Source organism: Vibrio intestinalis (assembly GCF_025195085.2).
Classification (GTDB): domain Bacteria; phylum Pseudomonadota; class Gammaproteobacteria; order Enterobacterales; family Vibrionaceae; genus Vibrio; species Vibrio intestinalis.
In genome coordinates, this window is the sequence record NZ_JANAVY020000001.1 from 776,777 (window position 1) to 799,351 (window position 22,575).

General features: G+C 41.8%; 19 protein-coding genes and 1 pseudogene. 9 read left to right on the forward strand and 11 right to left on the reverse strand.

The genetic code is table 11. The annotated features are described in order from the left end of the window. The first annotated feature begins 68 nt into the window (after window positions 1–68). The gene (locus tag MU515_RS03385) at window positions 69–1,400 is read left to right on the forward strand and encodes an MFS transporter (RefSeq protein WP_260258962.1); all 1,332 of its coding nucleotides are present in this window, start codon (window positions 69–71) and stop codon (window positions 1,398–1,400) included. A gap of 444 nt (window positions 1,401–1,844) precedes the next feature. Here the strand turns inward: MU515_RS03385 and MU515_RS03390 are convergent, their stop codons facing one another. Together MU515_RS03390 and gloA are read right to left on the reverse strand one after the other, a co-directional pair. Further along, window positions 1,845–2,942, reverse strand: a complete 1,098-nt coding sequence (locus tag MU515_RS03390; RefSeq protein ID WP_260258963.1) for an alkene reductase — start codon at window positions 2,940–2,942, stop codon at window positions 1,845–1,847. A gap of 36 nt (window positions 2,943–2,978) precedes the next feature. Then, on the reverse strand, window positions 2,979–3,359 hold the full coding sequence (gene gloA, locus MU515_RS03395; protein WP_260258964.1) for a lactoylglutathione lyase: 381 nt from the start codon (window positions 3,357–3,359) through the stop codon (window positions 2,979–2,981). Window positions 3,360–3,883: 524 nt separating this feature from the next. On the opposite strand from gloA, the gene MU515_RS03400 reads away from it, so the two are divergent. Both MU515_RS03400 and MU515_RS03405 read left to right on the forward strand, forming a co-directional pair. Beyond that, window positions 3,884–4,222, forward strand: a complete 339-nt coding sequence (locus tag MU515_RS03400) for a cytosolic protein (RefSeq protein WP_260258965.1) — start codon at window positions 3,884–3,886, stop codon at window positions 4,220–4,222. Window positions 4,223–4,577: 355 nt separating this feature from the next. After that, the gene (locus MU515_RS03405) at window positions 4,578–5,900 is read left to right on the forward strand and encodes a tyrosine-type recombinase/integrase (RefSeq protein WP_151514605.1); all 1,323 of its coding nucleotides are present in this window, start codon (window positions 4,578–4,580) and stop codon (window positions 5,898–5,900) included. A 191-nt stretch (window positions 5,901–6,091) separates the two neighbouring features. Here the strand turns inward: MU515_RS03405 and MU515_RS03410 are convergent, their stop codons facing one another. The 5 genes and pseudogenes from MU515_RS03410 to MU515_RS03430 all read right to left on the reverse strand — a co-directional run bounded on the left by MU515_RS03410 (window position 6,092) and on the right by MU515_RS03430 (window position 12,220). Then, window positions 6,092–7,420, reverse strand: a complete 1,329-nt coding sequence (locus tag MU515_RS03410) for a type II toxin-antitoxin system HipA family toxin (RefSeq protein WP_151514604.1) — start codon at window positions 7,418–7,420, stop codon at window positions 6,092–6,094. Next, entirely contained in the window at window positions 7,414–7,653 is a 240-nt protein-coding gene (locus MU515_RS03415; RefSeq protein WP_065771554.1) for a helix-turn-helix domain-containing protein, read from the reverse strand. Before MU515_RS03415 ends, MU515_RS03410 begins: the two co-directional genes overlap by 7 nt. Before the next feature lie 514 nt (window positions 7,654–8,167). Beyond that, the gene (locus tag MU515_RS03420) at window positions 8,168–9,775 is read right to left on the reverse strand and encodes a hypothetical protein (RefSeq protein WP_151514603.1); all 1,608 of its coding nucleotides are present in this window, start codon (window positions 9,773–9,775) and stop codon (window positions 8,168–8,170) included. A 114-nt stretch (window positions 9,776–9,889) separates the two neighbouring features. Beyond that, window positions 9,890–10,069 (reverse strand): annotated as a pseudogene (locus MU515_RS03425) (tyrosine-type recombinase/integrase); the annotation flags it as partial. 981 nt (window positions 10,070–11,050) lie between these two features. Further along, the gene (locus MU515_RS03430) at window positions 11,051–12,220 is read right to left on the reverse strand and encodes a helix-turn-helix domain-containing protein (protein ID WP_151515128.1); all 1,170 of its coding nucleotides are present in this window, start codon (window positions 12,218–12,220) and stop codon (window positions 11,051–11,053) included. Between the two features lie 97 nt (window positions 12,221–12,317). Here MU515_RS03430 and MU515_RS03435 point away from each other — a divergent pair, with 97 nt between their 5' ends. Then, complete coding sequence (locus tag MU515_RS03435; RefSeq protein ID WP_151514602.1) at window positions 12,318–12,509, forward strand: helix-turn-helix transcriptional regulator; 192 nt, start codon at window positions 12,318–12,320, stop codon at window positions 12,507–12,509. A 537-nt stretch (window positions 12,510–13,046) separates the two neighbouring features. Here the strand turns inward: MU515_RS03435 and MU515_RS03440 are convergent. Continuing rightward, window positions 13,047–13,571, reverse strand: coding sequence for a DNA repair protein (locus tag MU515_RS03440; RefSeq protein WP_151514601.1), 525 nt, complete (start codon window positions 13,569–13,571; stop codon window positions 13,047–13,049). Between the two features lie 142 nt (window positions 13,572–13,713). Between MU515_RS03440 and MU515_RS03445 the strand changes: the two genes are divergently transcribed. Continuing rightward, window positions 13,714–13,944 carry a helix-turn-helix domain-containing protein gene (locus MU515_RS03445; protein WP_151514600.1) on the forward strand — a complete coding sequence of 77 codons (231 nt, stop codon included), beginning with the start codon at window positions 13,714–13,716 and terminating at the stop codon, window positions 13,942–13,944. Between the two features lie 191 nt (window positions 13,945–14,135). Further along, window positions 14,136–16,580, forward strand: a complete 2,445-nt coding sequence (gene hsdR / locus MU515_RS03450; protein ID WP_270054913.1) for an EcoAI/FtnUII family type I restriction enzme subunit R — start codon at window positions 14,136–14,138, stop codon at window positions 16,578–16,580. A 33-nt stretch (window positions 16,581–16,613) separates the two neighbouring features. On the opposite strand, the gene MU515_RS03455 is transcribed toward hsdR, so the two are convergent. Together MU515_RS03455 and MU515_RS03460 are read right to left on the reverse strand one after the other, a co-directional pair. Further along, window positions 16,614–17,303 (reverse strand): DNA-methyltransferase, encoded by a 690-nt coding sequence (locus MU515_RS03455; RefSeq protein WP_069533382.1) that lies wholly within the window; start codon window positions 17,301–17,303, stop codon window positions 16,614–16,616. A gap of 679 nt (window positions 17,304–17,982) precedes the next feature. Then, complete coding sequence (locus MU515_RS03460; RefSeq protein WP_151514599.1) at window positions 17,983–18,348, reverse strand: elongation factor Ts; 366 nt, start codon at window positions 18,346–18,348, stop codon at window positions 17,983–17,985. A 74-nt stretch (window positions 18,349–18,422) separates the two neighbouring features. Here MU515_RS03460 and MU515_RS03465 point away from each other — a divergent pair, with 74 nt between their 5' ends. Then, the gene (locus MU515_RS03465; protein ID WP_017790133.1) at window positions 18,423–18,572 is read left to right on the forward strand and encodes a hypothetical protein; all 150 of its coding nucleotides are present in this window, start codon (window positions 18,423–18,425) and stop codon (window positions 18,570–18,572) included. Window positions 18,573–18,739: 167 nt separating this feature from the next. On the opposite strand, the gene MU515_RS03470 is transcribed toward MU515_RS03465, so the two are convergent. After that, window positions 18,740–19,138, reverse strand: a complete 399-nt coding sequence (locus tag MU515_RS03470) for a hypothetical protein (protein ID WP_011079925.1) — start codon at window positions 19,136–19,138, stop codon at window positions 18,740–18,742. A 163-nt stretch (window positions 19,139–19,301) separates the two neighbouring features. On the opposite strand from MU515_RS03470, the gene MU515_RS03475 reads away from it, so the two are divergent. Both MU515_RS03475 and MU515_RS03480 read left to right on the forward strand, forming a co-directional pair. Next, window positions 19,302–20,792, forward strand: a complete 1,491-nt coding sequence (locus MU515_RS03475; RefSeq protein ID WP_151514598.1) for an N-6 DNA methylase — start codon at window positions 19,302–19,304, stop codon at window positions 20,790–20,792. Then, the gene (locus MU515_RS03480; protein ID WP_151514597.1) at window positions 20,792–22,546 is read left to right on the forward strand and encodes a restriction endonuclease subunit S; all 1,755 of its coding nucleotides are present in this window, start codon (window positions 20,792–20,794) and stop codon (window positions 22,544–22,546) included. The genes MU515_RS03475 and MU515_RS03480 overlap by 1 nt, the downstream gene beginning before the upstream one ends. Window positions 22,547–22,575: the final 29 nt, after the last annotated feature.

The following is a 22,575-nucleotide window of genomic DNA, read 5'->3' on the forward strand; positions in this document are numbered from 1 at the left end:
AAAGGCTAACCCTTTGCCTTCCCACACAATAAGAACCGACTTATGTTATTTAAAGTGCAGACCGCTTCATGACGCTCAAACAAATCCTTCAAATTGGTAATGTCCGTAATTTCCTAATATTTAGAAGCAGTTACTTTGCGCGCTTTTATTACCCAATATTCACCCTACTCTACTTAGATTACGGGTTGAGCCTTTCTCAGTTCGCGATGCTGAATGTAGTATGGGCCGCGACCATAGTGCTTGCCGAAGTACCCTCTGGCGCTTTTGCCGATACCTTAGGCCGCAAAAAATTGGTGGTGCTTTCGTCGCTGGTGATGTTTGTTGAAATTGCCATGATCGCCTTTGTGCCAACAGGTAATCCAAGCTTGGTGTTCGCCGTGTTCTTTATAAACCGAATATTAAGTGGCTTAGCGATGGCCTTGGCAAGTGGCGCAGACGAAGCCTTGGCCTACGACACATTAAAAGATCAAGGCAAAGAAGAGTTGTGGCCGAGGGTGCTGCAAATCCAACTTCGCCTTTCTTCAACCATTGGTATTTTTGTTACGCTCATCGGCGCAGCCATGTATGACGTAAGCTTCATGGCAAGTGTGTACCAGTCTTTAGGGTTCACAGCGCCAGAAAGCACGCAAGAAATCATGCGCATTCCGGTGTATGCCACTCTAGTTGTGGCATTGATTGCCATTTATGCCGCGCTTAACATGAAGGAAGATAAAAAGCGATTACCGGAAGATAGCGGTAAAGTGGCGACAACATTAGCCAGCCTCAAGCTCACGCTTAATACTGGCAAATGGATAAGTTCAACCCCTCACGTTCTCTTCATCCTGCTGTTCTATGCCTTGTTTGAGCATACGTCGCGCATGTTCTTTACTATGAACAGCCAATATTACACCGCCATCAATGTTCCGATTATTTACATCGGTTTGATAGGTGCAGGTGTGAGCTTGCTTAAAATCATCTTAGCCGGACAAAGCCGCAGATTGGCTGAAAAAATGGCGCCAAAAGCGTTCATTGTGGTTATGGGGCTGGCAAGTATTACAACCTATTATTGGATAAGCCTAGGTTGGTCAATCTACGGGGTGATACCTGCGCTCATCATGGTATTTATCATCATGACGATGAACATTTTCATCAGCTACCACCTGAACAAGAACACCGAATCACACCACAGAGCCACCGTACTCAGTTTCAAAGGCTTAATGTTCAACCTCGGTTATGGATCGATTGGTATACTTTACGCCTACTACTACAAGCTACTTTCGCAAAACTACACATCAGAAGAAATCGAGGCCAACATCGCGTTCTTAGACTCTTTATCATCGTTTGTGTATTACTTTGCGTTTCTGTTTTTCGCCGTTAGCGCAGTGTTCTATTTTAAAGACAAGAAAGAGCCGATTTTTTAGTGCTCGAATGCTGGTACAGCAGATAAACACTTCATAAAGCGCCGTCAAAGGCGCTTTTAGGGATAGAAGGAATCATGATAGGAAATAGGTTTAATTACTACGATACTCGATTTTTCGTTTAGCTCATTTTTGGACTGAAACGTTTCAGTGGCTTTACTAAATTAGCAAGTCATGAATAACTACAGGTGTGGAAAGTTTGCGAATATCATTCAAACAAAATGGCTGTAGCATTAAGCCAGTAATGTAGTGATGAGTAAAAGTATTTCGCCGCGCATGCGAACCTCAAAAATAGAAAGAAGGGTATATGGATTGCTAGACTTTATAAAATTACGACATATAGACTCTTAGAAACAAAAATAGCCCCTTGCCTAAATTTAAAGAACAAGGAGCTATATACGGGGGCTGTTCTAGTTGGGCAGTCAAATCTGCCAAGCTATATCAAGGTTAAGCTTGGTACTCAGGGTAGTCGGTTAGACCTTTCTCTGCACCACCAAAAAGCGTGTCAGGATCGTGCGCTGCAAGTGGGTAATCGTTTTGAATACGTGCTGGTAAATCTGGGTTTGATACGAATGGGCGACCAAAACCAACCATATCTGCAGTGCCACCTGCTAGCGCTTCTTCCGCTGTTTCAGCGTTGTAGCGACCAGCCCAAATTAGCACGCCTTGGTAAGCTTCGCGTACTGCGGCTTTGAACTCAACTGGTGTGCCCGGTGCGTCATCCCAGTCAACTTCTGCAAAGTGCACGTAAACCACGTTTAGTGTGTTTAGTAGTGCAGCTGCTGCGGTATAAGTCTCAACAGGATTTGCATCTACTGCACCATTTAGTGTTGTAAACGGAGCAAGACGAACGCCTACACGGTCAGAGCCGATTGCTTCAGAGATTGCCGTAACCACTTCACCAAGGAAGCGTAAACGATTTTCAACTGAACCGCCGTATTCGTCGGTACGGTTGTTTGCTTCAGAATCGATAAACTGGTTTACAAGGTAGCCGTTTGCTGCGTGCAATTCGATGCCATCGAAGCCAGCTTCAATAGCGTTAAGCGCGGCTTGACGGTATTGCTCTACAACAACTTTGATGTCTTCTTTTGTCATTGCACGTGGTTCTACAACGTCAACGAAACCTGGAGCATTGCTGCCATCGTCGATGAACACTTTTACACCTTCAGCTTTCAGCGCAGAAGATGAAATAGGCTGCTCGCCACCGATGTTAGCAGGGTGAGTAACACGACCTACGTGCCAAAGCTGAGCAAAAATTTTGCCATCTTTCGCGTGAACAGCGTCAGTCACTTTTTTCCAACCAGCGATTTGTTCTTCAGAGTAGATACCCGGAGTCCAAGCGTAACCTTGAGCGTTTGGTGCGATTTGCGTACCTTCCGCGATAATTAGGCCAGCAGATGCACGCTGAGCGTAGTATTCCGCCATCATGTCGTTCGCAGCATTACCGGGTTGAGTCGCACGAGAGCGAGTCATTGGTGGCATTACGATACGGTTTTTTAGGGAAATTGAACCAAGTTGAAGCGGTTGAAATAATGCGTCTTTCATCTTCTATATCCTCAATAATGACTAGCTAAATTCGTCTTATTTCTCAAGTTGAATAAGCTCGATAGCATAGCCATCAGGGTCTTTAACAAATGCGATATGAGTGTCACCACCAAGTACTGGGCCTGGTTCACGAGATACGTTGCCACCAAGTGCTTTAATGTCAGCACATGCAGAGTAAATGTCTTCAACGCCTAGTGCTAGGTGACCAAATGCATTACCCATGTCGTACTCGTTAGTATCCCAGTTGTAAGTAAGCTCGATAGTTGTACCTCCTTGCTCGTAACCTACAAACACAAGTGTGTAACGGTATTCAGTGTTCTCGTGGCGCTCTAGAATTTTCATGCCAAGTACTTTTGTGTAGAACTCGATTGATTTGTCTAGGTCAGCAACTCGAATCATTGTGTGTAGGAATTTCATATCGCACCTGCAGTTTCTTAATTTTTTCCGTGGAGTCTCGCTCCAAGCTATGGCGTAACTATAAGGTGAGTAATGCGAAAAATTAAATTATGATAGATTATTATTTTGATAATTTTTTGTTATAGGTAGCAAGAGCGAGTTTTCGGTTTGTCGTTGTCAGTTTTCAGAGGAGCGCTGCGTTTCAATGAGCTTGTTTTTGTTACTGGTGGTGCTTTTTTAGGAGACAGGAGTGGAAACTAGAAACATCCCCATATCTAAGTGTCGGGATGTAGTCGTTATATATTTAACGGTGCTTTGTGTGTTCTTAGAGCGTTCACGATTTCAGTTATCGCACGACATATTAATTGTGTAGAGTGTTAAATCTAAGTGATTTTGGGGCAAAAACGCGTTTCAAGCTAGCCAAGTGAATACCCTCTCCAAACACTGGACTCCTTCCTTTCAACACTAAATCTCTGCGACCTTCTCTGTTGATAGTGATAGACTTCCTGCATCAGAATTACCGAGAAACTAGGTATTTATAATTTATGTTTATCCATCACGTTAACGGCATCGACTGGCTAGTAATCACCGCTTTTGAAGAACTGAAACCCATGTTTATCGAAGATGCTGGCGCGATCCCCTCTTACTTCTCTATTGCCAGTGAACTGAGCCTAATTGATCAAGCCAACCGCAAATATGGGTATTTGCCTAGCCTCGACGGTGTCATCACCGATACCGGCACATTTCAAAGTAAGAATAACGAAGAAGATTTAAACCCACAGCTTGCCTGCCTAGTTGAAGGGCGTGGTCGAGTGTTTATCTACCACGGAGGCTTTGTGGCTTTTGTGGATGACGAGCAAACCTTTATTACTCGAATGAACTGAATAATTCAGTAAGTTAAAATCGATACATTCACCTACCTAGCAAAGAATCAGGTACTAATTAGGTAGGCAAAAACGCAAAAGCCCCGATAACTCAATGAGCTATCGGGGCTTTCTAAATAAATGGCACGCCCTATAGGATTCGAACCTATGACCACATCCTTAGAAGTGATGTAGTCACAGGATTACACACAATTACCTAAAGTTACATTGCCATTTAAAATCAACAATTTAATGACAGTCAATAAGATAACAGTATCACTTATAGTTACATTTGGCTACACTAGACTAAACAGTAACCCGACTACATAGCCGACTACGAAGTTTAGCTAATAGCAGTTCATTCAAGGTAACTAATATGTTAACTGTAAAAGAGATAGAAGCATTTCCTGCAAAAAAAACTGCTTACTATAAACCAGATAGTACAGGCGAAAGAGGAACTGGGCGCTTAACTGTTCAAGTAACTCCCGCAGGATCTAAAATCTTCAAGTTCAAATACCATAAAGAGAAGAAAGAAGTTTTCATCACTTTAGGTAAGTTCCCTGCTCTAACTTTATCTAAAGCACGTGATCTAGCTAACGAGTACAGTACAATGCTCTCTAAAGGATTAGATCCAAAAAATGAGCTAGAAAGGCAGTCTGAAGAGAAGAAAATAGCAGAACGTGAAAAAGATCAATTAGGCACCTTTGAGCAACTTATTGAGTTCCATAAGCAGAACAAACAAGATGATGGAAATCGTAGTCACGAAGACGAATATCAGCTCATAGTGAAAAATGTGTTCCCTCATCTCGACATACATCGAAAGGCGAAAGATTTTGAAACTGAAGATTTTTTGGACATATTAGCAATCCCAATTGAAGAAGGATTTGTGGACAAGAGTAATAAAATTCGCTCCATTCTGCATGCGGCATTCAACTTCGCTTTAGGGTACGAAAATAACCCTAAATTCAGAAAAAGAGAAACCAAATTCGCTCTTGACCACAATCCGATATCGAAAATACCAAAACAACCTGAAAAAATTGGTTCACACTTCCTATCTTGGAATGAAGTAACCCAATTACTTTATGACATGGAACATAGATTTGATGATTTAAACCTTGCATACCAAACCAGACAAGTGCTAAGGCTTTGTTTTTACCTGGGAGGGCAACGACCTCACGAAGTGGTAACGATCAAATGGTCGCACATAAATTTTGATCAAAAAACTGTTCTTGTCAGCGAAGCTTTCCAAAAAACAAAGAAAAATCACATGCTTCCTCTGACTAACTCTGCAATCCAAATACTAGAAGAAATCAGAGAACAAACGGCTACTGTTGGTAGCCCATTTGTTTTCTTTAAGAAAACAAATTCAAATGAACATATGCCTACCAACACTATTGCTCAAGCACTGCTAACTTACAAAAAAGTTACAAAAATTAGGCCTTTTGTCGCTAGGGACTTTCGGAGAACAGTAAAAACATTGGGAGGGGAAATCAAGATTCCCAAAGAGTACCGTGATCGTATACAGGGGCATGCTATCAATGATGTATCTGGTAGGCACTATGATATGTATGAGTACATTGATGAAAAACGATTGGGACTTGAACTATGGGAAAAGGCGCTCAATTCACGCCTTGAAGATTATAAGCTAGTATTTTTTGAGAGAGAGCTTCCTTGGAAGAAAAAGAGCCTTACCTCCTAATACAACTAATTTTATCTACGATAACTGCCAAGAAAGACTCGATAGCTCAATCACAACCAAGCCATTGCCCTTTCGAGTTACAGGCGTGGCTGACAACTAACAAAGCGAGCGGTAGCTTGACCATCCCCAAAAATATCAAAACAGTCGTGCAATAACTTGCACGACTGTGAGGCTTTTCTTTAAATACTGATTTATTTTTTTGTCAATTGAATTTTCTTGACGGTCTTTAAGACACCGTTAAATATCTTATCTCTTACGCTTTCATTGATATCAGTTGGTAGCGAGTTTCCGACAGAATCAATCACCTCCATTGCCGTCGATTCAAACTCATCGAGCAATAAGCGAACCTTTTCTCGCCTTATGTTCGGGACGTTCATAGTGTGAAAGGTATCTTCGAAATGGCGCGGTTGAAGTTGGTGCCACTTCCATTTTCGACCACTAGTGCCACGTAAGCTCATTGCCATCTTGATCTTACGCTCACTCAAACCACGCCCACCTGTCAGTGGATGTGCCGAAATAATGTCATACAGTGGTGCAAGCTGATATCGACCAGATGCGGCTATACTTACAGAGAAATTCTTTCCATGCCCGTCAATGGCAGCTAGTAGCCAAAACAATATCTGAGAACGCGCAAAAGTAACGGTATCGTTGATTTCGTATGAGTATCGCAAAATATCAATAGATTCTTCTATGCCGATACCACCGTCAATTTCATATTTTCTAGCTGAGGGAATCCCTTTTGCCTGGCAAAAATCCTCATGGGGCAAGCGCAAGTAATAGCTGTTATCAGAAGATAATTTTCGGTCAAATCGCTCAACAGACAAGGCACGAACATCACCAGCACGAATAATGTCACAGTTTGCCGTTTGAATGCCGAACGCCTTTGCTAGCCTCATACAAATCAACTCATTATCTACACTAGCAGACAAATCAATAACATTGTTCTGAGAAACAATTTCACCTATTGGCAGCTTGATAATATGCGTAGTTGGAGTCATTCCCTGTGGTAGCATCCATCTTCCATCGTAGAACAGTAAGGCTGTCTTTTCCTGCGCTCCCGCTATCGAGATCCTAAAATCATCTTCCTCTTTCAGCATCCCCAAAGGAGCGTCCTCCATATATCCCTTTAGGATTCTAACCAATTCCTTTTCGGATAACGCCTTTGCGGTTATGGTTCGATGATCATCTACATCAAAGCCCTCTGGAACTAGCGTGATAGCACCTACAGCATCTCGACCAACCTTAGCTAATAGGTCGAATGGCTGTTTAGTATCTGCTTTATAGCGAGCAGCTATTCTATCTCGTATCTGCTGATTATCTGGCAGTAAGTTATCAAAGAAGTTAATAACCTCACTGCCAGTATACGCATCCTTCCTGAGAGGCATAGAAAGCGAGATAGGACGACCATTTGGTGCTAAAACCCAACCCGAATCGTAAGTGAAAACATGTGCGCCGTTTGTGCGCTTTTCAAGTACCCCAACCTTTACGCCATTCATGTAAGCATGAAGTCGATTCACCATTCGTCAACAGCCCCTTTAGTTTCAGTAATGTGCTTGCCTTTCGGCACAATATGCATTTCTAGTCCATTGATAGACAGGAGCTTGAACAATGTTTCTATCGTGGATTTTTCAGGGTTGCTTTCAAAATTAGATACTGTTGCTTGTCGCAGACCAAGATCTGTTTGCTTTAGGCCGCTTTCCTTTCGGGCTTCGCGTAACGCATTGCCGAGGGCTGTCGGTGTGTTGACTAGCATTATGATATCCTTAGTTAGATATGAAGATAGTATGCATTATATACCCCATAAAGTATATGGCGCAAATATACCCCACAGAGTATATTTGATTTTTATACTCCAAACAGTATATGAGCAGAAGTTAGTCAGAAATCTGTCCAAAGCACATATCCTCCAAGAGTTTTATGTAAAACGACTTAGTGAAATAGACTAGTCGTAAATAGCCCAACTACATTGTTTGCGATATCTGGTGTAATGCTAAAACTCAAGAGCGCACTATCGTTCGCAACTCAGAAGAGATCCTTCTTAGTTGCCTAAATCACTTTTGCCCCATTATCAGCTTCGACTGCCAAACTCACATTTTCTGTTAATCGTGACTTCCTCAAATTTTACTCATGTGGCGTTGGTGATATCTATGCATTGGCAGTGAGTATTTAGAAATAAATTCTAGGTTGCTTCAGGACAAAAGCGACTTTGAGTCTTCTCTAGTGATTGTCCTTACACCTCTATAAATGGTTCCGTTGGAAAAACATAGTTAGCGTAAAGGAGTACCGAGGGCTTCTGAAACCAGTTTTTCAAAAGTTGATTCTCTTGACTTGAGAACATGGTCAACTCGTGAGTAGTACCTAACCATAGGATCAATTACATTTATATCTGGGGATGAGTGCTCGTACTGCTTAATCGCATTATTAACAATAAGTTTGCTAAGCCTTTTGTTACTAGAGGCATCCAGCTCTTTGATTAATTTGACGATCATCTCTAGATAGTACACATATTGGTTATCGGTAAGCTTGTTCGACTTAACTAAAGTATAAAATGTACTACCTAGCGTAGAAGCCGCCCAGCGTATAGGTACAGTGTTGACGTCGAGTTGAACCTTGGTGTTGTCATCAGTGTTGTATGTGGCTGCGCCAACCCAGTCCCTCAATGCATCTAACGATTGATAGATGAGATAGTCGAAGCGAGTTGGGAACTCACGGTCTTTGTCTACATCAGAGCTAGGCATATAGTTTTCTAGTATTTGTTCTACATACTTTTCTAAATACATCAACCACATATGATCTTGATGGCCAGTATGGATAGCTCTTGATATCATCACGTTGAAGAAGTGAATACTGACGAAAATAGGGCATACCCATTTTTCTTCTTCGTAATAGGTATGTGAGAAGGGTTGATTATAATAACTGTCATCGCCTTTTTGTTTTTTGATAAATTCTAGCGTGTAATCTCCGATGGGCTTCCAGATTCCAATTTGAGAAGCAATCTCGATGTCTTTGAAGTAGAAGCTTAATAGAGGATTTGAATCATCAATGTAGTACTCACCTGTGTAAGAACAATTCTGGTTATCTCGAAGTTCTCGGTAAAGTTGGCTGGATCTATTGGCAATCAATTCTCTCAAAAATAATGTGTTAAACTCTTCATCAGCTCTGAAACCAACGGTTGTAAACTTCGCGCAAAGCAATGGTTGTGTTTGAGCTAAATGCCCTACAAAAAGGTGGGACTTAAATACGTCGGAGATACTTGAGGATACATCTTCTTTGTATTTGCTGTGTTCGGGTAAGCAATACGACATTGCTAACGCAAAAGGCTTCATCAGATTAACAAGAATTGTTTTGAAGCGACTACTCATTGAACTATCATCAGGTTCATCGCTCGGTTCTAAGTCAATAAGCTCTCTAATAGATGGTCGATAAGGTGCTAGTAATTTAGTGCGAATTCGGTCGAACCAATGGTCTTGAAAAGTAGTGATAAATTGATGATGGTACTTATCCATCAAGAACGCCAACTGTTCGAATTTCTGGTTTCTCAGTAAATGACTTGATTCTTTCTGCCAATCAAAAATTTTTGTTTTAGGAAGACGCTTCCCTCCAAGCTTCAAAGCTAGGTAAAGTAAGATCGCGACGATAGCAGTAAACGCTGTGAGCTTCTCATCAAAACCCCATAGCCATTTTAGCGGTAAGGCTAGGCCAATAGCATCCAACACAGGAAGGTAAATACTGTAGAGTAAAGTGATGACCAAAAAACCAATTACTGACTTGTCAACCCATGAGAACCTCAGTTTCAAATCAATTCGCTTCTCTTCAGCGAGCAGTGTATATCCAGCCACTAATATGGCTAGTACTGTCAGGGCGTTTGCGTCCACTGTATTTCCTTTTGTAATTTTGAACGATATAAGCATCGAGATGACTGCGGAAAGCCACTATTGTAATGGTTTTAATTTAGCCACAGCATCACTTGCTATAAGAGTTCAAATTGTTCACGTCTCACAACTCTCTGAAATCCTTAGCGCATCTTCAATCTCGACACCAAGGTATTCAATCGTGCTTTCCAGCTTAGCATGACCTAGAAGTAATTGAATAGCCTTAAGATTCTTCGTGTTAGCGTAGATCAAAGTAGCCTTTGTTCGGCGCAGTGAATGTGTGCCGTATTGCGTTTTTATTCATTAATGATTTTCATATGGTGTGAAGAATTGGTCAGTTCAGAATACATAAAGTAATGAGTTGAGAGTTTTTTAGACTATTGAATCTAAGCTAGGATTAACTGACTAACGAAGTAGAGCAATGTTCACTCTTAATAGAAAATCTACAGAGCACAGCTCTGTAGCCTAGCTAACCGCTCTCTTAAATAGATATGGTATCACTTGAAATGATGGGGAATATGCATTCAATAAATTCTGTGAAGATAAGGTCAGATTAAATAATTATCGCGGTTATCAAGAACACTGTTCTCATAAATTCATAACTACATTAAATTTTGTTTTTTGTTTTTTGTTTTTTTAAATATGAAAAAATAAGTTATGTTTGAACACTGTTCTGAAAATTTTAGTCCTGAGTTTAACCTTTATATCCCCCACAACAATACAAATCGATAGGCAGGACGAAGGCTTTCCAGAAGCAGAAGACAGCTACAGCGAACCAGAAAATCATTGAATTACAAAGCGAAATTTTTTGATGCACGAAAATCACATTGCAGACGAAGCAGACAAACTTCTCTGCACGAAAGCTTGCGCTACGTGCAAACAAATAAAAAAGTGTCACACGAAGCACTAAAACTGTCTTTTGCGACACAGCAATTGCGCTCTGTGACAACGAAAAAAAATCAACAAGAGAAAATTTTGCTCATTTATTTTTAATTTTTCGGCCTTGCTCCTTATATTAAAGCTATAACCGTTATAATAGTTATAACAGTCATAATAGTTATAACATATTTTTTTGAGGGAATGTAGCCTTATTTAGTTCCAAGGATTAATAACCAATAAATAAAAACGACAATATAAAAACAATTATTATTCAAACAAGAAAACTCAAGGCATTTAATAGAGACACTATTCCACGAAAAATCATGCTGCTTGCCAGCATTAATACATTTAGTTATTTACCTATTTGACAATCAAATTATTATAGTTGACCTTCTAATGCTAAATAATTTTATTCTTCAATTTGTATACAGCAGTTCGTGACACACCTAATATTCTCGCAATCTCATTCATCGTAAGAGATGGGTCATCATCTCTTTCTTTTAATAGCTGTTTCAACTGTTCACGCTTCGCTATGTTAGGATTGGTGCCTTGTTTAGCTCCACTTAAAACGGGGAAATTATTAACTATCATAAACGCTTCATATCTGCGTATACAGTTTAGGAGTGTCAACGATTTTTGAATGTTATTCGCACTCTTTAACCAGATCAGAGCATCCTTAATTTTCCACAAGTTTGCCTCAACGTCCCCTCCTAGCACCCTTGCAACGTTTACAATCCAATCGTCGTAGCAAGAAGTAATGTTGTCGATAACATTAATTTGCTCGTAAGCATGGGGGTAATGCTCCCGTGCAAATGCCAGTATAGCTTTCGCATGGCTTTGCCAGCCTGCATTGTCTCGATCCAGTTTGAGTAGCTCAGACATCACCAATCGCGGCTCTACTGAGAATAAGTTAAGCCAAGAATAAAGAGTTCTTGCATCCAAGCGTTCTTTACCTTGTTTATAGTCTTCTAGCTTACTTTGCGCATCTTCATCATCACTATGGCGATAGACGGCAGAAATCAATCTTCTTGTGGCTTTCTTATATGCTAAAGCACTCCTAGAAGAGTGATGATCCTTACAGTAATAAGGTGACTGATTCACTCGCTTAAAGCATAATGCACAGAACGGTAAAGCCTGTTCAGTATAATCTTTCTTGGATTTGTCAGACGATGGCTTTTGGGGAGTAAACCCCTTTGCTTTGACAAGCATTTGCTCAATGGCATCAACATAGTCTATTACTGCTGACTCCTGATGTTGCAACAAGGGCTTATCACCAGTCCTATAGTCCATGAGCTTTTCAATCGTATTACTAAGCCCCCCAGCAAACCGAACAAACTCTTTTACTGTCGCGGGTGGTTTTCCCACGAAAGAAGTTAAAAATGATATGTTTTGAGCCAAAATTGCGGCTACGCCTTGATCAAGCTCAACTTCTAATGCAGTTAATATCGAGATACCGTTTACGTTCTTTTTTTGAGTTAGTCGTTTCCCTTCAATCTTAGCTTGCTCTTCTAATGATTCTAAATTCTTCAACAACTGCTTGCGTAACATAGGCGCAGCTAACTCATCCACCATGTCAACCCTATTGTGTCTTTTACTTACTCTACGAAGAGTACAGACTCTTTCGTATGATTACATCAAGCAATAACAAAAATAAGAGCTTAATAAAATGAATAATAAAAAATTTATAAGAATAAATGAGTTAGCTACATACCTAAATATAAGCAAAGTTACTGTTTGGCGATGGCGGAAAGAAGGCCGTCTCCCTGCGGCTTGTTCAATCAGTCCAAGAGTTGTGGGCTGGAAACGAGACACGATTGAATTATGGCTCGAAGAACAAACAACAGAGCTACCGTACTAATAGGAGTAAGTAACTCTACATCACGATGATCCATTCCCGCGCATGGGAATGGATATACTATATTACCTATAGTCGAAACTTTAGGAGACAGTGATGCAACAATGTAGTAATGCGTTGGTAATTACTCAACAAATGAACATTAGGGAGGTGTTAAACAACCTGTCTAAAACGAAATTTAATGGGCAACGCGCTGTTCAGAGTGAGTCTAGCAAAGATCAATTTTCTATAGACAATGGAATGAATAATGTTCGCGCTATCATTAACAGCAATAAGACTCATATTAGATTTTTCTGTCGCTATACCTACTACGTCGACATCGTAGACTCAATTCTCGAAGCGTTTGCAGCCGAACAAAGCTTAGTCATTGAAAGCAGAGAAAATTCCCCCACAAATTAAAGCAAGATCCCATAGCACCTCACAAATCACTATCGAACCGCTGACTCATTCCCACGCATGGGAATGACTACAAAGAGAGTCCAACTACGAACTGGTTCCTAAAGTGCAGACCGCGAGTTAAGAACCACCCTTTTTACAAGCTTAGCGCCTATCTTGACTAATAATCTTCTCCAAAATTTCTTTTTTATATTCAGTAAGTAATGCTTCACTCTCTAGCTTTTCTATTTCGTTGTTCAAATGTTCACCATGAACTGGAAACAGATCCAACAGTTCTTTATGTGCGACTATTTGAACATTAATTTCAACGATTTTGGTGTTTAGCTGCTCTTGGTATTGTCGCTCTTCGCTAACAGGCTCTGGCTCTAAATACCCTTGGCCGACTCTATGCTTTTCTTGTGTGACTTTTTTGCCCCCGACGGCAACAAATTGAGCGTTATTTATTCGAGGGGGACTTAATCGCACAACCTTTCTTTCTTGTTCGAGTATTTTCAAAATACGATAAGACTGATTATTAAACCGCTCAATATGTTCATCAATACAGTAATGCGCCTCAAGAAAAGGCCTCAGTAGTTTTCGGTAACTAAACAGGCTGAAGTATTCTTCTTGTTCATAATGCTGAAGAGTTTCCAAACCAATCTTGTACAACTCTTTAGTACCCACTCTCATATACTGCCCTTATTAAATGAGTAATATATTACCCAGCCCGCAGTGGGTAATATATTACTCACCAACATTAAAGTCAAGTGATTATCATGGAGTCAATTCAATGACTGATGTAAACTGAAAAAAAACTTCGTCATGTAACGATATGAATAATTTAGCGAAAGAAATAGCTCAAAATATCATTGATAAACGAACTAAAATCGGACTATCCAGCTCCGATGCAAGTATCAAGGCGGGCTTTAGTCGCGGTTATTTAGGTAAGGTAGAAAGAGGTGGCGTTCGAATCACAGTTGAAAAGCTTTATCAGCTAGCTCGAGTTCTCGATTGTGAGGTAACTGATCTTTTACCAGTAGACCGTCCAGACTTGTTAGAATAGATGAGGCTTAAGCCCTTAAGCTTTTTCACGAAAAACTACACTGCTCTCGCAGTGTAGATTTCTACCTGTGTAGTTTCTTTGCCTATTTTAGAAAAACACCATCCACTTCACTGATAAGTCAGTATCTTTTCTGCTTTTATGCATCCTTTGGTATAGTCATGAAATGCATTTGTACTGAGCTGGCTAATCGCATGGAATCGACAATCAATAAATCAAAGCTATCTGAAACCGACATCATCACGAAATTCATTCTTCCCGCTATCAAAGATGCAGGATGGGATGATATGTCTCAAATCCGTCAAGAGGTAAAACTACGTGACGGTAAAGTCATTGTTCGTGGTCAGGCAGCAGCGAGGAAAAAAGTTAAGTCTGCGGACATCGTCCTTTACCATAAGCCGAGCATGCCTCTAGCCGTTGTCGAAGCAAAAGCGAATAAGCATGAAATCGGCAAAGGTATGCAACAAGGTCTAGATTACGCCAGCCTACTTGAAGTCCCTTTTGTCTTTGCCTCAAATGGCGACGGTTTTATCTTCCACGACAAGACCAACCCAGCTCAACTCGAAACTGAAATTCGACTTGAAGACTTCCCGACACCTCAGCAACTATGGGACAAGTACTGCGTTTGGAAAGGCTACAAAACCGAGCACCTTCCAGTTATTACTCAAGATTACCATGATGATGGTAGCGGTAAGTCTCCGCGCTACTATCAGCTACAGGCGATAAACAAAACTGTGGAGGCGGTCGCAGCAGGACAAAACCGTGTACTCTTGGTTATGGCAACGGGTACGGGCAAAACTTACACTGCATTCCAGATTATTTGGCGACTATGGAAGTCCCGAGCCAAAAAACGCATCCTGTTTTTGGCGGACAGAAACATTCTGGTCGATCAAACCAAGACCAACGACTTCCAACCGTTTGGCACCGCTATGACCAAAGTCACAGGGAGAAGCGTCGATCCCGCTTACGAAATCCACCTAGCGCTGTATCAAGCTCTGACTGGCCCAGAAGAGCACCAAAAAGCATACAAACAAGTCGATCCAGATTTCTTTGACCTTATTGTCGTTGACGAGTGCCATCGTGGTAGTGCCGCTGAGGACAGCGCATGGCGCGAGATTCTTGAGTATTTCGGTTCAGCGACTCAAATAGGACTAACCGCGACACCGAAAGAAACCGATATCGTGTCTAACACCGAGTACTTTGGCGACGCCATTTATACCTACTCTCTAAAGCAAGGCATTGAAGACGGTTTCTTAGCCCCTTACAAAGTTGTGCGCGTGGATATCGATGTAGATTTACAAGGTTGGCGACCAACCAAAGGGCAAGTCGATAAACATGGTGAAGTTATCGAAGACAGGATCTACAACCAGAAAGACTTCGACAGAACCATGGTCATCGATGAGCGAACAGAGCTTGTTGCAAAGACCATAACCAGCTACCTCAAGCGTACCGACCCTATGGCTAAGACCATTGTGTTCTGTAATGATATTGACCATGCAGAGCGTATGCGTCGAGCGCTAATTAACTGCAACCCTGAGCAAGTTGCTAAGAATGAAAAATACGTAATGAAAATTACAGGTGATGATGAAATCGGCAAAGCTCAGCTTGATAACTTCATCAACCCCAAAAAGGCTTACCCTGTTATCGCGACCACCTCAGAACTCATGACAACAGGTGTCGATGCAAAAACTTGCAAACTGGTTGTTCTTGACCAGGGCATTCAGTCGATGACCAAGTTTAAGCAGATCATCGGTCGTGGTACTCGTATTGATGATCGTTACGGAAAGCTATGGTTTACCATTCTCGACTTTAAAAAAGCGACAGAACTGTTCGCTGATGAGCGCTTTGATGGTGTCCCTGAGCGAGTTAAAGAGACAAAACCAGAAGACTTTGAAACCGATGAAGGACTCGATGAGATCATCGATGGTGAGGATGAACTTGAACAAGATGATCCATTTGAAGGGGAAGATATCGACCCTGAAAGCATCCAAGAACCAGAAGCTCCATACGACTCTAGTTCATCTCCTTCAGGTGCTAGCAATTCCGATGATGATTGGCAGGATGAAAACCGAGTTAGAAAGTTCCATGTCAACGGTGTAACGGTGAAAGCCATTGCCGAACGTGTTCAATACTACGATGCCGACGGTAAACTCGTAACCGAATCGTTCAAAGACTATACCCGTAAGACGATGGCAAAACAGTTCATCTCAATGGATGACTTTGTTAAGCGCTGGCAAGATGCCGATAAAAAGCAAGCAATCATTGATGAACTGGCAGAGGAAGGCATCATCTGGGAAGCGTTAGAGCTAGAAGTCGGCAAAGACCTCGACCCATTCGACATGATTTGTCATGTCGTGTATGACCAACCTGCACTCACCAGGAAAGAACGTGCTGAGAATGTCAAAAAGCGCAACTACTTCACTAAGTATGGTGAAACGGCTCAGCAGGTGTTGAGCAACCTACTAGACAAGTACGCAGACGAAGGCGTTCAAGAGATTGAGAATATTCATGTACTCAAAGTTAAGCCTTTTGACGAGATGGGACGCCCTGCTGAAATCGTCAAAAAGTGCTTTGGCGGAAAAGAGCAGTATTTAGAAGCAATTTCTGAATTGGAAGCTGAAATTTATCAATCAGCCTAATCCCCACAACCCCACATTGCTACTCGGCTACCTTCAGGTAGCCGTTAACTGTATTCGCCTTTTAGGTTCCAAATCCGAACGCTGACGAATATGCTCATGGGCAGACGAGGAAATATCGTTTCCTTTGCACTGACGATTCAAGTTCTTAGCTGCAACCAAGGTCGAGCCAGAGCCAAAAAACGGATCAACAACTAGCTCGCCTTCTCTGCTACTTTGAGCGACCAGAACTTCTAAAAGACTTACTGGCTTTTCAGTTGGATACCCTCTATAGACCCGTTTATGAGTCAATATGTCAGGTATACTCAAATCATTAAGCTTCCTCTTGCCCTTTTCAAAAAACAGTATGTATTCGTGTCGAGCACGGTAATGGTAACCCATACCAATACTAACCTTATCCCAAATAATTGGTTTCCAGAATTTAAAACCGACTTTTTCCGCAATCGGTTTAATGACGAACATCGTTTCTTGATCGCAGAAAAGATAGAAATGTGCATTCTTCTTGAGCACACGATAAACTTCACGCAGTAGCTCTTCAAATCTTGCATTTGGGAATATCTCAAACCATTGATTGCTTGAGGACTTACTGACTTTAAGTCTTGTTGTCGTACCGATCTTTCGGTGTTTCTCTAGAGATTCATAAGGAGGATCTGTTATTAGCAAATCAACGCTCGCAGAATCGAGCATTGATAGCCAGTTTACTGCATCATCTTGGGATAAATTCATTCGATTCCTAAACAAGACTACTGCACGTTTTTCCATTCATATATGTATGAGATAGCTCACCTTTATTTAGGCGGCGACAATCGATACAGTAGCTCTGGTAGCCTTCGGGGTTCCTAGCCGTCACTCTAGCAGGAGTTTTGCCAAAGGACGATGGGTAGGGATGAAAAACATGCTCTCCTCCATTTGCATCAGAGCAATGGGGGCAGGACTTAAATTTTTGGCCCGTGTGGGGATCTCTCTTGTGTATCATTCCTACGTTCAAACGTTTGTTACAACAACTGCAAGTCATGCAAAGCACCTCTTTAAGTATCATAGACGCTTTATGATACGGGCTGCTTATAAATCAAACAGTGAGGAAAGCAACAAAGTTCGTTTTAGCTGCATAGCAAGGTAACTTTCTAGTCCTTACAAATTAGCATCCGCTTGGTTTCCTCGATAGAGATAAGACCCCAGTCTAAATTCTCATTAATTACGATCAATCGTGTATCAGGCAAAACGCTCATTGCTTCATCGACAGCCGACTTTAATGAGTCGAAGTCGAGACTCATTGCTCGAAGATCTGTCCTCTCTTTCCCTACAACATCATACCAATGCCCCTTGTACATCCTGCGCTCCTCTTAATAACGATAATTTATTAGTAAAGTCAGAAAGAATAATTCTACGTCAAACGCATCCGTCTTTAACGGCTCTTATCTTCATCCAGCCAACTGGATATCTCTGCTAACCCTACAAGCGAATCCTCATTCAAGCATCTATGGTTAACGTATTTTGGAACCACGACATCCAACCCCAATGCAACAAAATCTGGATGTTCCGAAATGATTTTCACATACTGTTCTAGCCGACTCTCTGGTGTTGATTCTCTTTGCAAATGCTTCTTGAGAGCCTCTCTAAACTTCCGAATTTCCTGAGGGGAAGCATCTTCTATGTCTTCATATTCAGAACACTGAAGTTCTTCGTAAAGAACATCGGCCAGTTGCTTATGGCTCCAGCCTAAGGCATCCAACATGGTTCGAATTTGATTTTGTTTTTGGGCTGTCCCCATTTGTCCCTACCCTACTAGTTACTATGCAATGGTCTCAGCGGAGACAATCATTCATAAACGAAAAGGAAAATATTATGTCTAAAAACAAAGCACCAATGACCCCTGAAGCCGCTGCTCGTATTCAAGCGAATCAAGCAAAACAAAATGGCGGACAAGTCTCTAAAGATTCATTCGCGGCTCGCGCTCAACGCGCTGCTGCCAACAACCAAAAACAAGGTAAATAGGAGTAACCATCATGGCAAAACCAAGTTCTGCACCAAAGACTGCGCCGAAAGGTAATCCAAACTACCCTAGCACAACTGGCAAGCCTTCAGGCAAAGGGCGTGGCAACACACCTAAACGCTAAGCACATTAGATATAAATGAGGCAGTCTAGCTGCCTCATTTTTCTATTATGAACAACTTCTTGCATTCAGCTTGAAGTTACTCAAAAACAAGTTTTGATCAGATTTGTAATCGGAATACGGCACAGACTTTTCCGTTTGTGAAAGAGCGCATAAACACGTTTCTCGCTTACTCTCATACCAACTCACCGACACCATGTTTTTTGACGAGTTTATGCAGGTATCGACGATGGCATACTCTACTTCTAATGGGTAACGCTCTTCATCAAAAGCACCATTCACCTTATAACCACCAACCACGCCCACGACCAATGCCGTACTGGCAGACACCAGTTTCCGTTTACTAAATTTAAAGCCTTTGAAGCTTTTTTCACACTTCTCACACGAGATATTCTCTGCATATTCAATAACATTGTCAGTGTGACAATGGGGACACTCAACCTTCATTTTCTAGACAACCTGGTTATATTTTTTATTATTTCATTTATATCACTGATTCATTATTAAACCACAATTACAAACATAGTTTCATAGCGATAAGTTCATTTTCTTCGATCCATTTCTGCTATAATCAGCCCCAATTTTTTCAGTCAGTTAGTAGTAGAACTCCATGTCAATCAGTTCAGTTATCAAGTCAATTCAAGACATCATGCGTAAAGATGCAGGTGTTGATGGTGACGCGCAGCGTCTAGGTCAAATGTCGTGGCTTTTATTCCTTAAAGTGTTTGATGCTCAAGAGGAAGAGCTAGAGTTCGAGTTAGATGATTACCGCGAACCCATCCCAGCCAAGTACCTATGGCGTAACTGGGCGGCAGATAACCAAGGCATTACAGGTGATGAGCTGCTGGAATTCATCAATGATGACCTATTCCCGACGTTAAAAAACCTTACTGCGCCCAAAGACACCAACCCACGCGGTTTCGTGGTGAAAGAAGCCTTTAGTGATGCCTTCAACTACATGAAAAATGGCACACTGCTGCGCCAAGTGATTAACAAGCTCAACGAGATCGACTTTACTGACTCTAAAGAACGCCACCTGTTCGGTGACATCTACGAGCAAATCCTCCGTGACCTACAAAGCGCAGGTAATGCGGGTGAGTTCTACACCCCTCGCGCGGTGACTCGTTTTATCGTCAACAGACTGGATCCAAAGCTAGGCGAACAAATTATGGATCCCGCCTGCGGTACGGGCGGTTTCTTGGCTTGCGCGTTCGATCACGTCAAAGAGAACTACGTGACAAGCACGGCCGACCACCAAACGCTGCAAAAACAAATCCATGGTGTAGAGAAGAAACAACTTCCACATTTGCTGTGCATCACCAATATGATGCTCCACGGCATCGAAGTCCCTGTGCAAATCAAGCATGGCAACACGCTTAACAAGCCGCTTTCAAACTGGGACAGCAATATCAATGTGATTGCGACTAACCCACCGTTTGGCGGCACAGAAGAAGACGGGATTGAAAAGAACTTCCCTGCCGAAATGCAAACTCGTGAAACCGCCGATCTGTTCTTGCAGCTTATTGTGGAAGTATTGGATAAAGATGGTCGCGCTGGTGTGGTGTTGCCTGATGGCACCTTGTTTGGTGAAGGTGTAAAAACCAAAATTAAAAAGATGCTGACAGAAGAGTGTAACCTGCACACGATTGTTCGCTTACCTAATGGCGTGTTCAATCCATACACAGGTATTAAGACCAACATTCTGTTCTTTACCAAAGGCCAACCGACCAAAGAAGTGTGGTTCTATGAGCACCCTTACCCAGAAGGCGTGAAGAACTACAGCAAAACCAAACCGATGAAGTTTGAAGAGTTCCAGCAAGAGATCGATTGGTGGGGTAACGAGGCAGATGGATTCGCTAGCCGCATCGAGACCAAGCAAGCTTGGAAAGTGTCGATTGAGGATATTATCGAGCGCAATTTTAACCTTGATATTAAAAACCCGTATCAAGACGAAGTCGTCAGCCATGACCCTGAAGAGTTGCTGGCAAACTATCAGCAGCAACAGCAAGACATTAAAGCACTGCGTGACCAACTGAAAGACATTCTCGGTGATGCTCTTAGCTCTACCATTCAAGGTAAAAAGCAAGGTGGAGAACAATAATGGCTGTAGAAAACCTGATCACCGAGCATATTGATATTTGGACTTCAGCAGTTAAGACCAGATCGACCTCTGGTAGAGGCAGCAGTAAGAAGCTAGAACTGTATGGCGTTAAAAAGCTGCGTGAGCTAATTCTGGAGTTAGCGGTTCGAGGCCAGCTTGTTCCTCAAGATCCTAATGATGAGCCTGCTTCAGTGTTGCTTGAGAGCATTGCAGAAGAAAAAGAACAATTAGTTAAAGAAAAAAAAATTCGAAAGGAAAAGAACCTTCCTGATATTAGCGATGTTGAAAAACCTTTTCTCTTGCCAATCGGTTGGAGCTGGTCATTTCTTGGAAGTGTTTGTCAAATAGAAAGAGGTGGTTCACCACGACCTATTAAATCGTTTCTGACAGACTCGCCTAATGGGTTGAATTGGATAAAAATTGGTGATACCCAAATTGGTGGAAAATATATTACTCATGCAGCAGAAAAGATACGCCCTGAAGGGTTATCTAAGACAAGAAAGGTTTTCCCTGGTGATTTCTTACTTACTAACTCCATGAGTTTTGGACGCCCTTATATCACCCAAATCGAAGGCTGTATCCACGATGGATGGCTCCGCATTAGCCCACCAGTATCATTGAACAAAGACTATTTATACAATTTATTATCTTCTCCTTTCATTGTTAGTTCATTCAAAGATAGCGCAGCAGGAGCCGTTGTAATGAACTTGAATGCTGATAAGGTTAGAGAAACGATCATTGCCATTCCTCCGACGAGCGAACAACACCGTATCGTAGCCAAAGTCGATGAGCTAATGGCGCTCTGCGACCAGCTAGAGCAACAAACCGAAACCAGTATCGAAGCGCATCAAGTGCTGGTAACAACACTGTTGGACACACTCACCAACTCTGCCGATGCTGACGAGTTAATGAAAAACTGGGCGCGAATCAGTGAGCATTTCGATACTTTATTCACTACTGAAGAAAGCATCGACCAGCTCAAGCAAACCATCCTACAACTGGCAGTGATGGGGAAGTTGGTTCCGCAAGATCCAAGCGATGAACCTGCTGCTAAGTTACTGAAAAGAATTGCGGAAGAAAAAGCACAGTTAGTCAAAGAGAAGAAAATCAAAAAACAAAAAGTGTTGCCACCGATTAGTGAAGATGAAAAACCGTTTGAGCTGCCGAATGGTTGGGAGTGGTGTCGAATTCAAGATGTAGCTCTATTTACTACATCGGGTTCTCGAGATTGGGCTAAATATTACTCTGACTCTGGTGCTCTATTTGTCACCATGGGCAATTTATCCCGAGGCAGCTACGAGCTGCGTTTAGACAATTTAAGGTTTGTACGCCCACCTAAAGGGAGCGAAGGCTCTCGAACTAAATTGGAGGCGCGAGATCTATTAATTTCCATAACAGGTGATGTCGGTAACTTGGGATTAATTCCTGAAGAGTTTGGTGAAGCATACATAAACCAACATACGTGCTTATTACGATTTATGCCAGAATGCCAAGGAAAATACTTCCCTGATTTTATGAGATCTCCACTAGCTAAATATCAGTTTGATGCTCCACAACGAGGTATTAAAAATAGCTTTAGGTTGAGTGATGTTGGTGAAATGCACTTACCCCTTCCTCCTCTAAATGAACAAGTCCGTATCACAGAAAAAGTTAGTGACTTGCTCAGTATATGTGAGCGCTTAAAAGTCAGACTTCGAGAGTCACAAATCACCCAATTGCACCTCACCGATGTCATTGCTGAGCAAGCGGTTTAACTATGAGTTGTATTAGTTCCGACTAGGTC

Coding starts and splice junctions, on each gene's coding strand:
- MU515_RS03445 (WP_151514600.1), top strand. CDS start 13,714: ATGAATAATTTAGCGAAAGAAATAGCTCAAAATATCATTGATAAACGA.
- MU515_RS03455 (WP_069533382.1), bottom strand. CDS start 17,303: ATGAATTTATCCCAAGATGATGCAGTAAACTGGCTATCAATGCTCGAT.
- MU515_RS03475 (WP_151514598.1), top strand. CDS start 19,302: ATGTCAATCAGTTCAGTTATCAAGTCAATTCAAGACATCATGCGTAAA.
- MU515_RS03385 (WP_260258962.1), top strand. CDS start 69: ATGACGCTCAAACAAATCCTTCAAATTGGTAATGTCCGTAATTTCCTA.
- MU515_RS03390 (WP_260258963.1), bottom strand. CDS start 2,942: ATGAAAGACGCATTATTTCAACCGCTTCAACTTGGTTCAATTTCCCTA.
- MU515_RS03435 (WP_151514602.1), top strand. CDS start 12,318: ATGAATAATAAAAAATTTATAAGAATAAATGAGTTAGCTACATACCTA.
- MU515_RS03410 (WP_151514604.1), bottom strand. CDS start 7,420: ATGGTGAATCGACTTCATGCTTACATGAATGGCGTAAAGGTTGGGGTA.
- MU515_RS03415 (WP_065771554.1), bottom strand. CDS start 7,653: ATGCTAGTCAACACACCGACAGCCCTCGGCAATGCGTTACGCGAAGCC.
- hsdR (WP_270054913.1), top strand. CDS start 14,136: ATGGAATCGACAATCAATAAATCAAAGCTATCTGAAACCGACATCATC.
- MU515_RS03470 (WP_011079925.1), bottom strand. CDS start 19,138: ATGAAGGTTGAGTGTCCCCATTGTCACACTGACAATGTTATTGAATAT.
- MU515_RS03440 (WP_151514601.1), bottom strand. CDS start 13,571: ATGAGAGTGGGTACTAAAGAGTTGTACAAGATTGGTTTGGAAACTCTT.
- MU515_RS03405 (WP_151514605.1), top strand. CDS start 4,578: ATGTTAACTGTAAAAGAGATAGAAGCATTTCCTGCAAAAAAAACTGCT.
- MU515_RS03465 (WP_017790133.1), top strand. CDS start 18,423: ATGTCTAAAAACAAAGCACCAATGACCCCTGAAGCCGCTGCTCGTATT.
- MU515_RS03400 (WP_260258965.1), top strand. CDS start 3,884: ATGTTTATCCATCACGTTAACGGCATCGACTGGCTAGTAATCACCGCT.
- MU515_RS03460 (WP_151514599.1), bottom strand. CDS start 18,348: ATGGGGACAGCCCAAAAACAAAATCAAATTCGAACCATGTTGGATGCC.
- MU515_RS03480 (WP_151514597.1), top strand. CDS start 20,792: ATGGCTGTAGAAAACCTGATCACCGAGCATATTGATATTTGGACTTCA.
- gloA (WP_260258964.1), bottom strand. CDS start 3,359: ATGAAATTCCTACACACAATGATTCGAGTTGCTGACCTAGACAAATCA.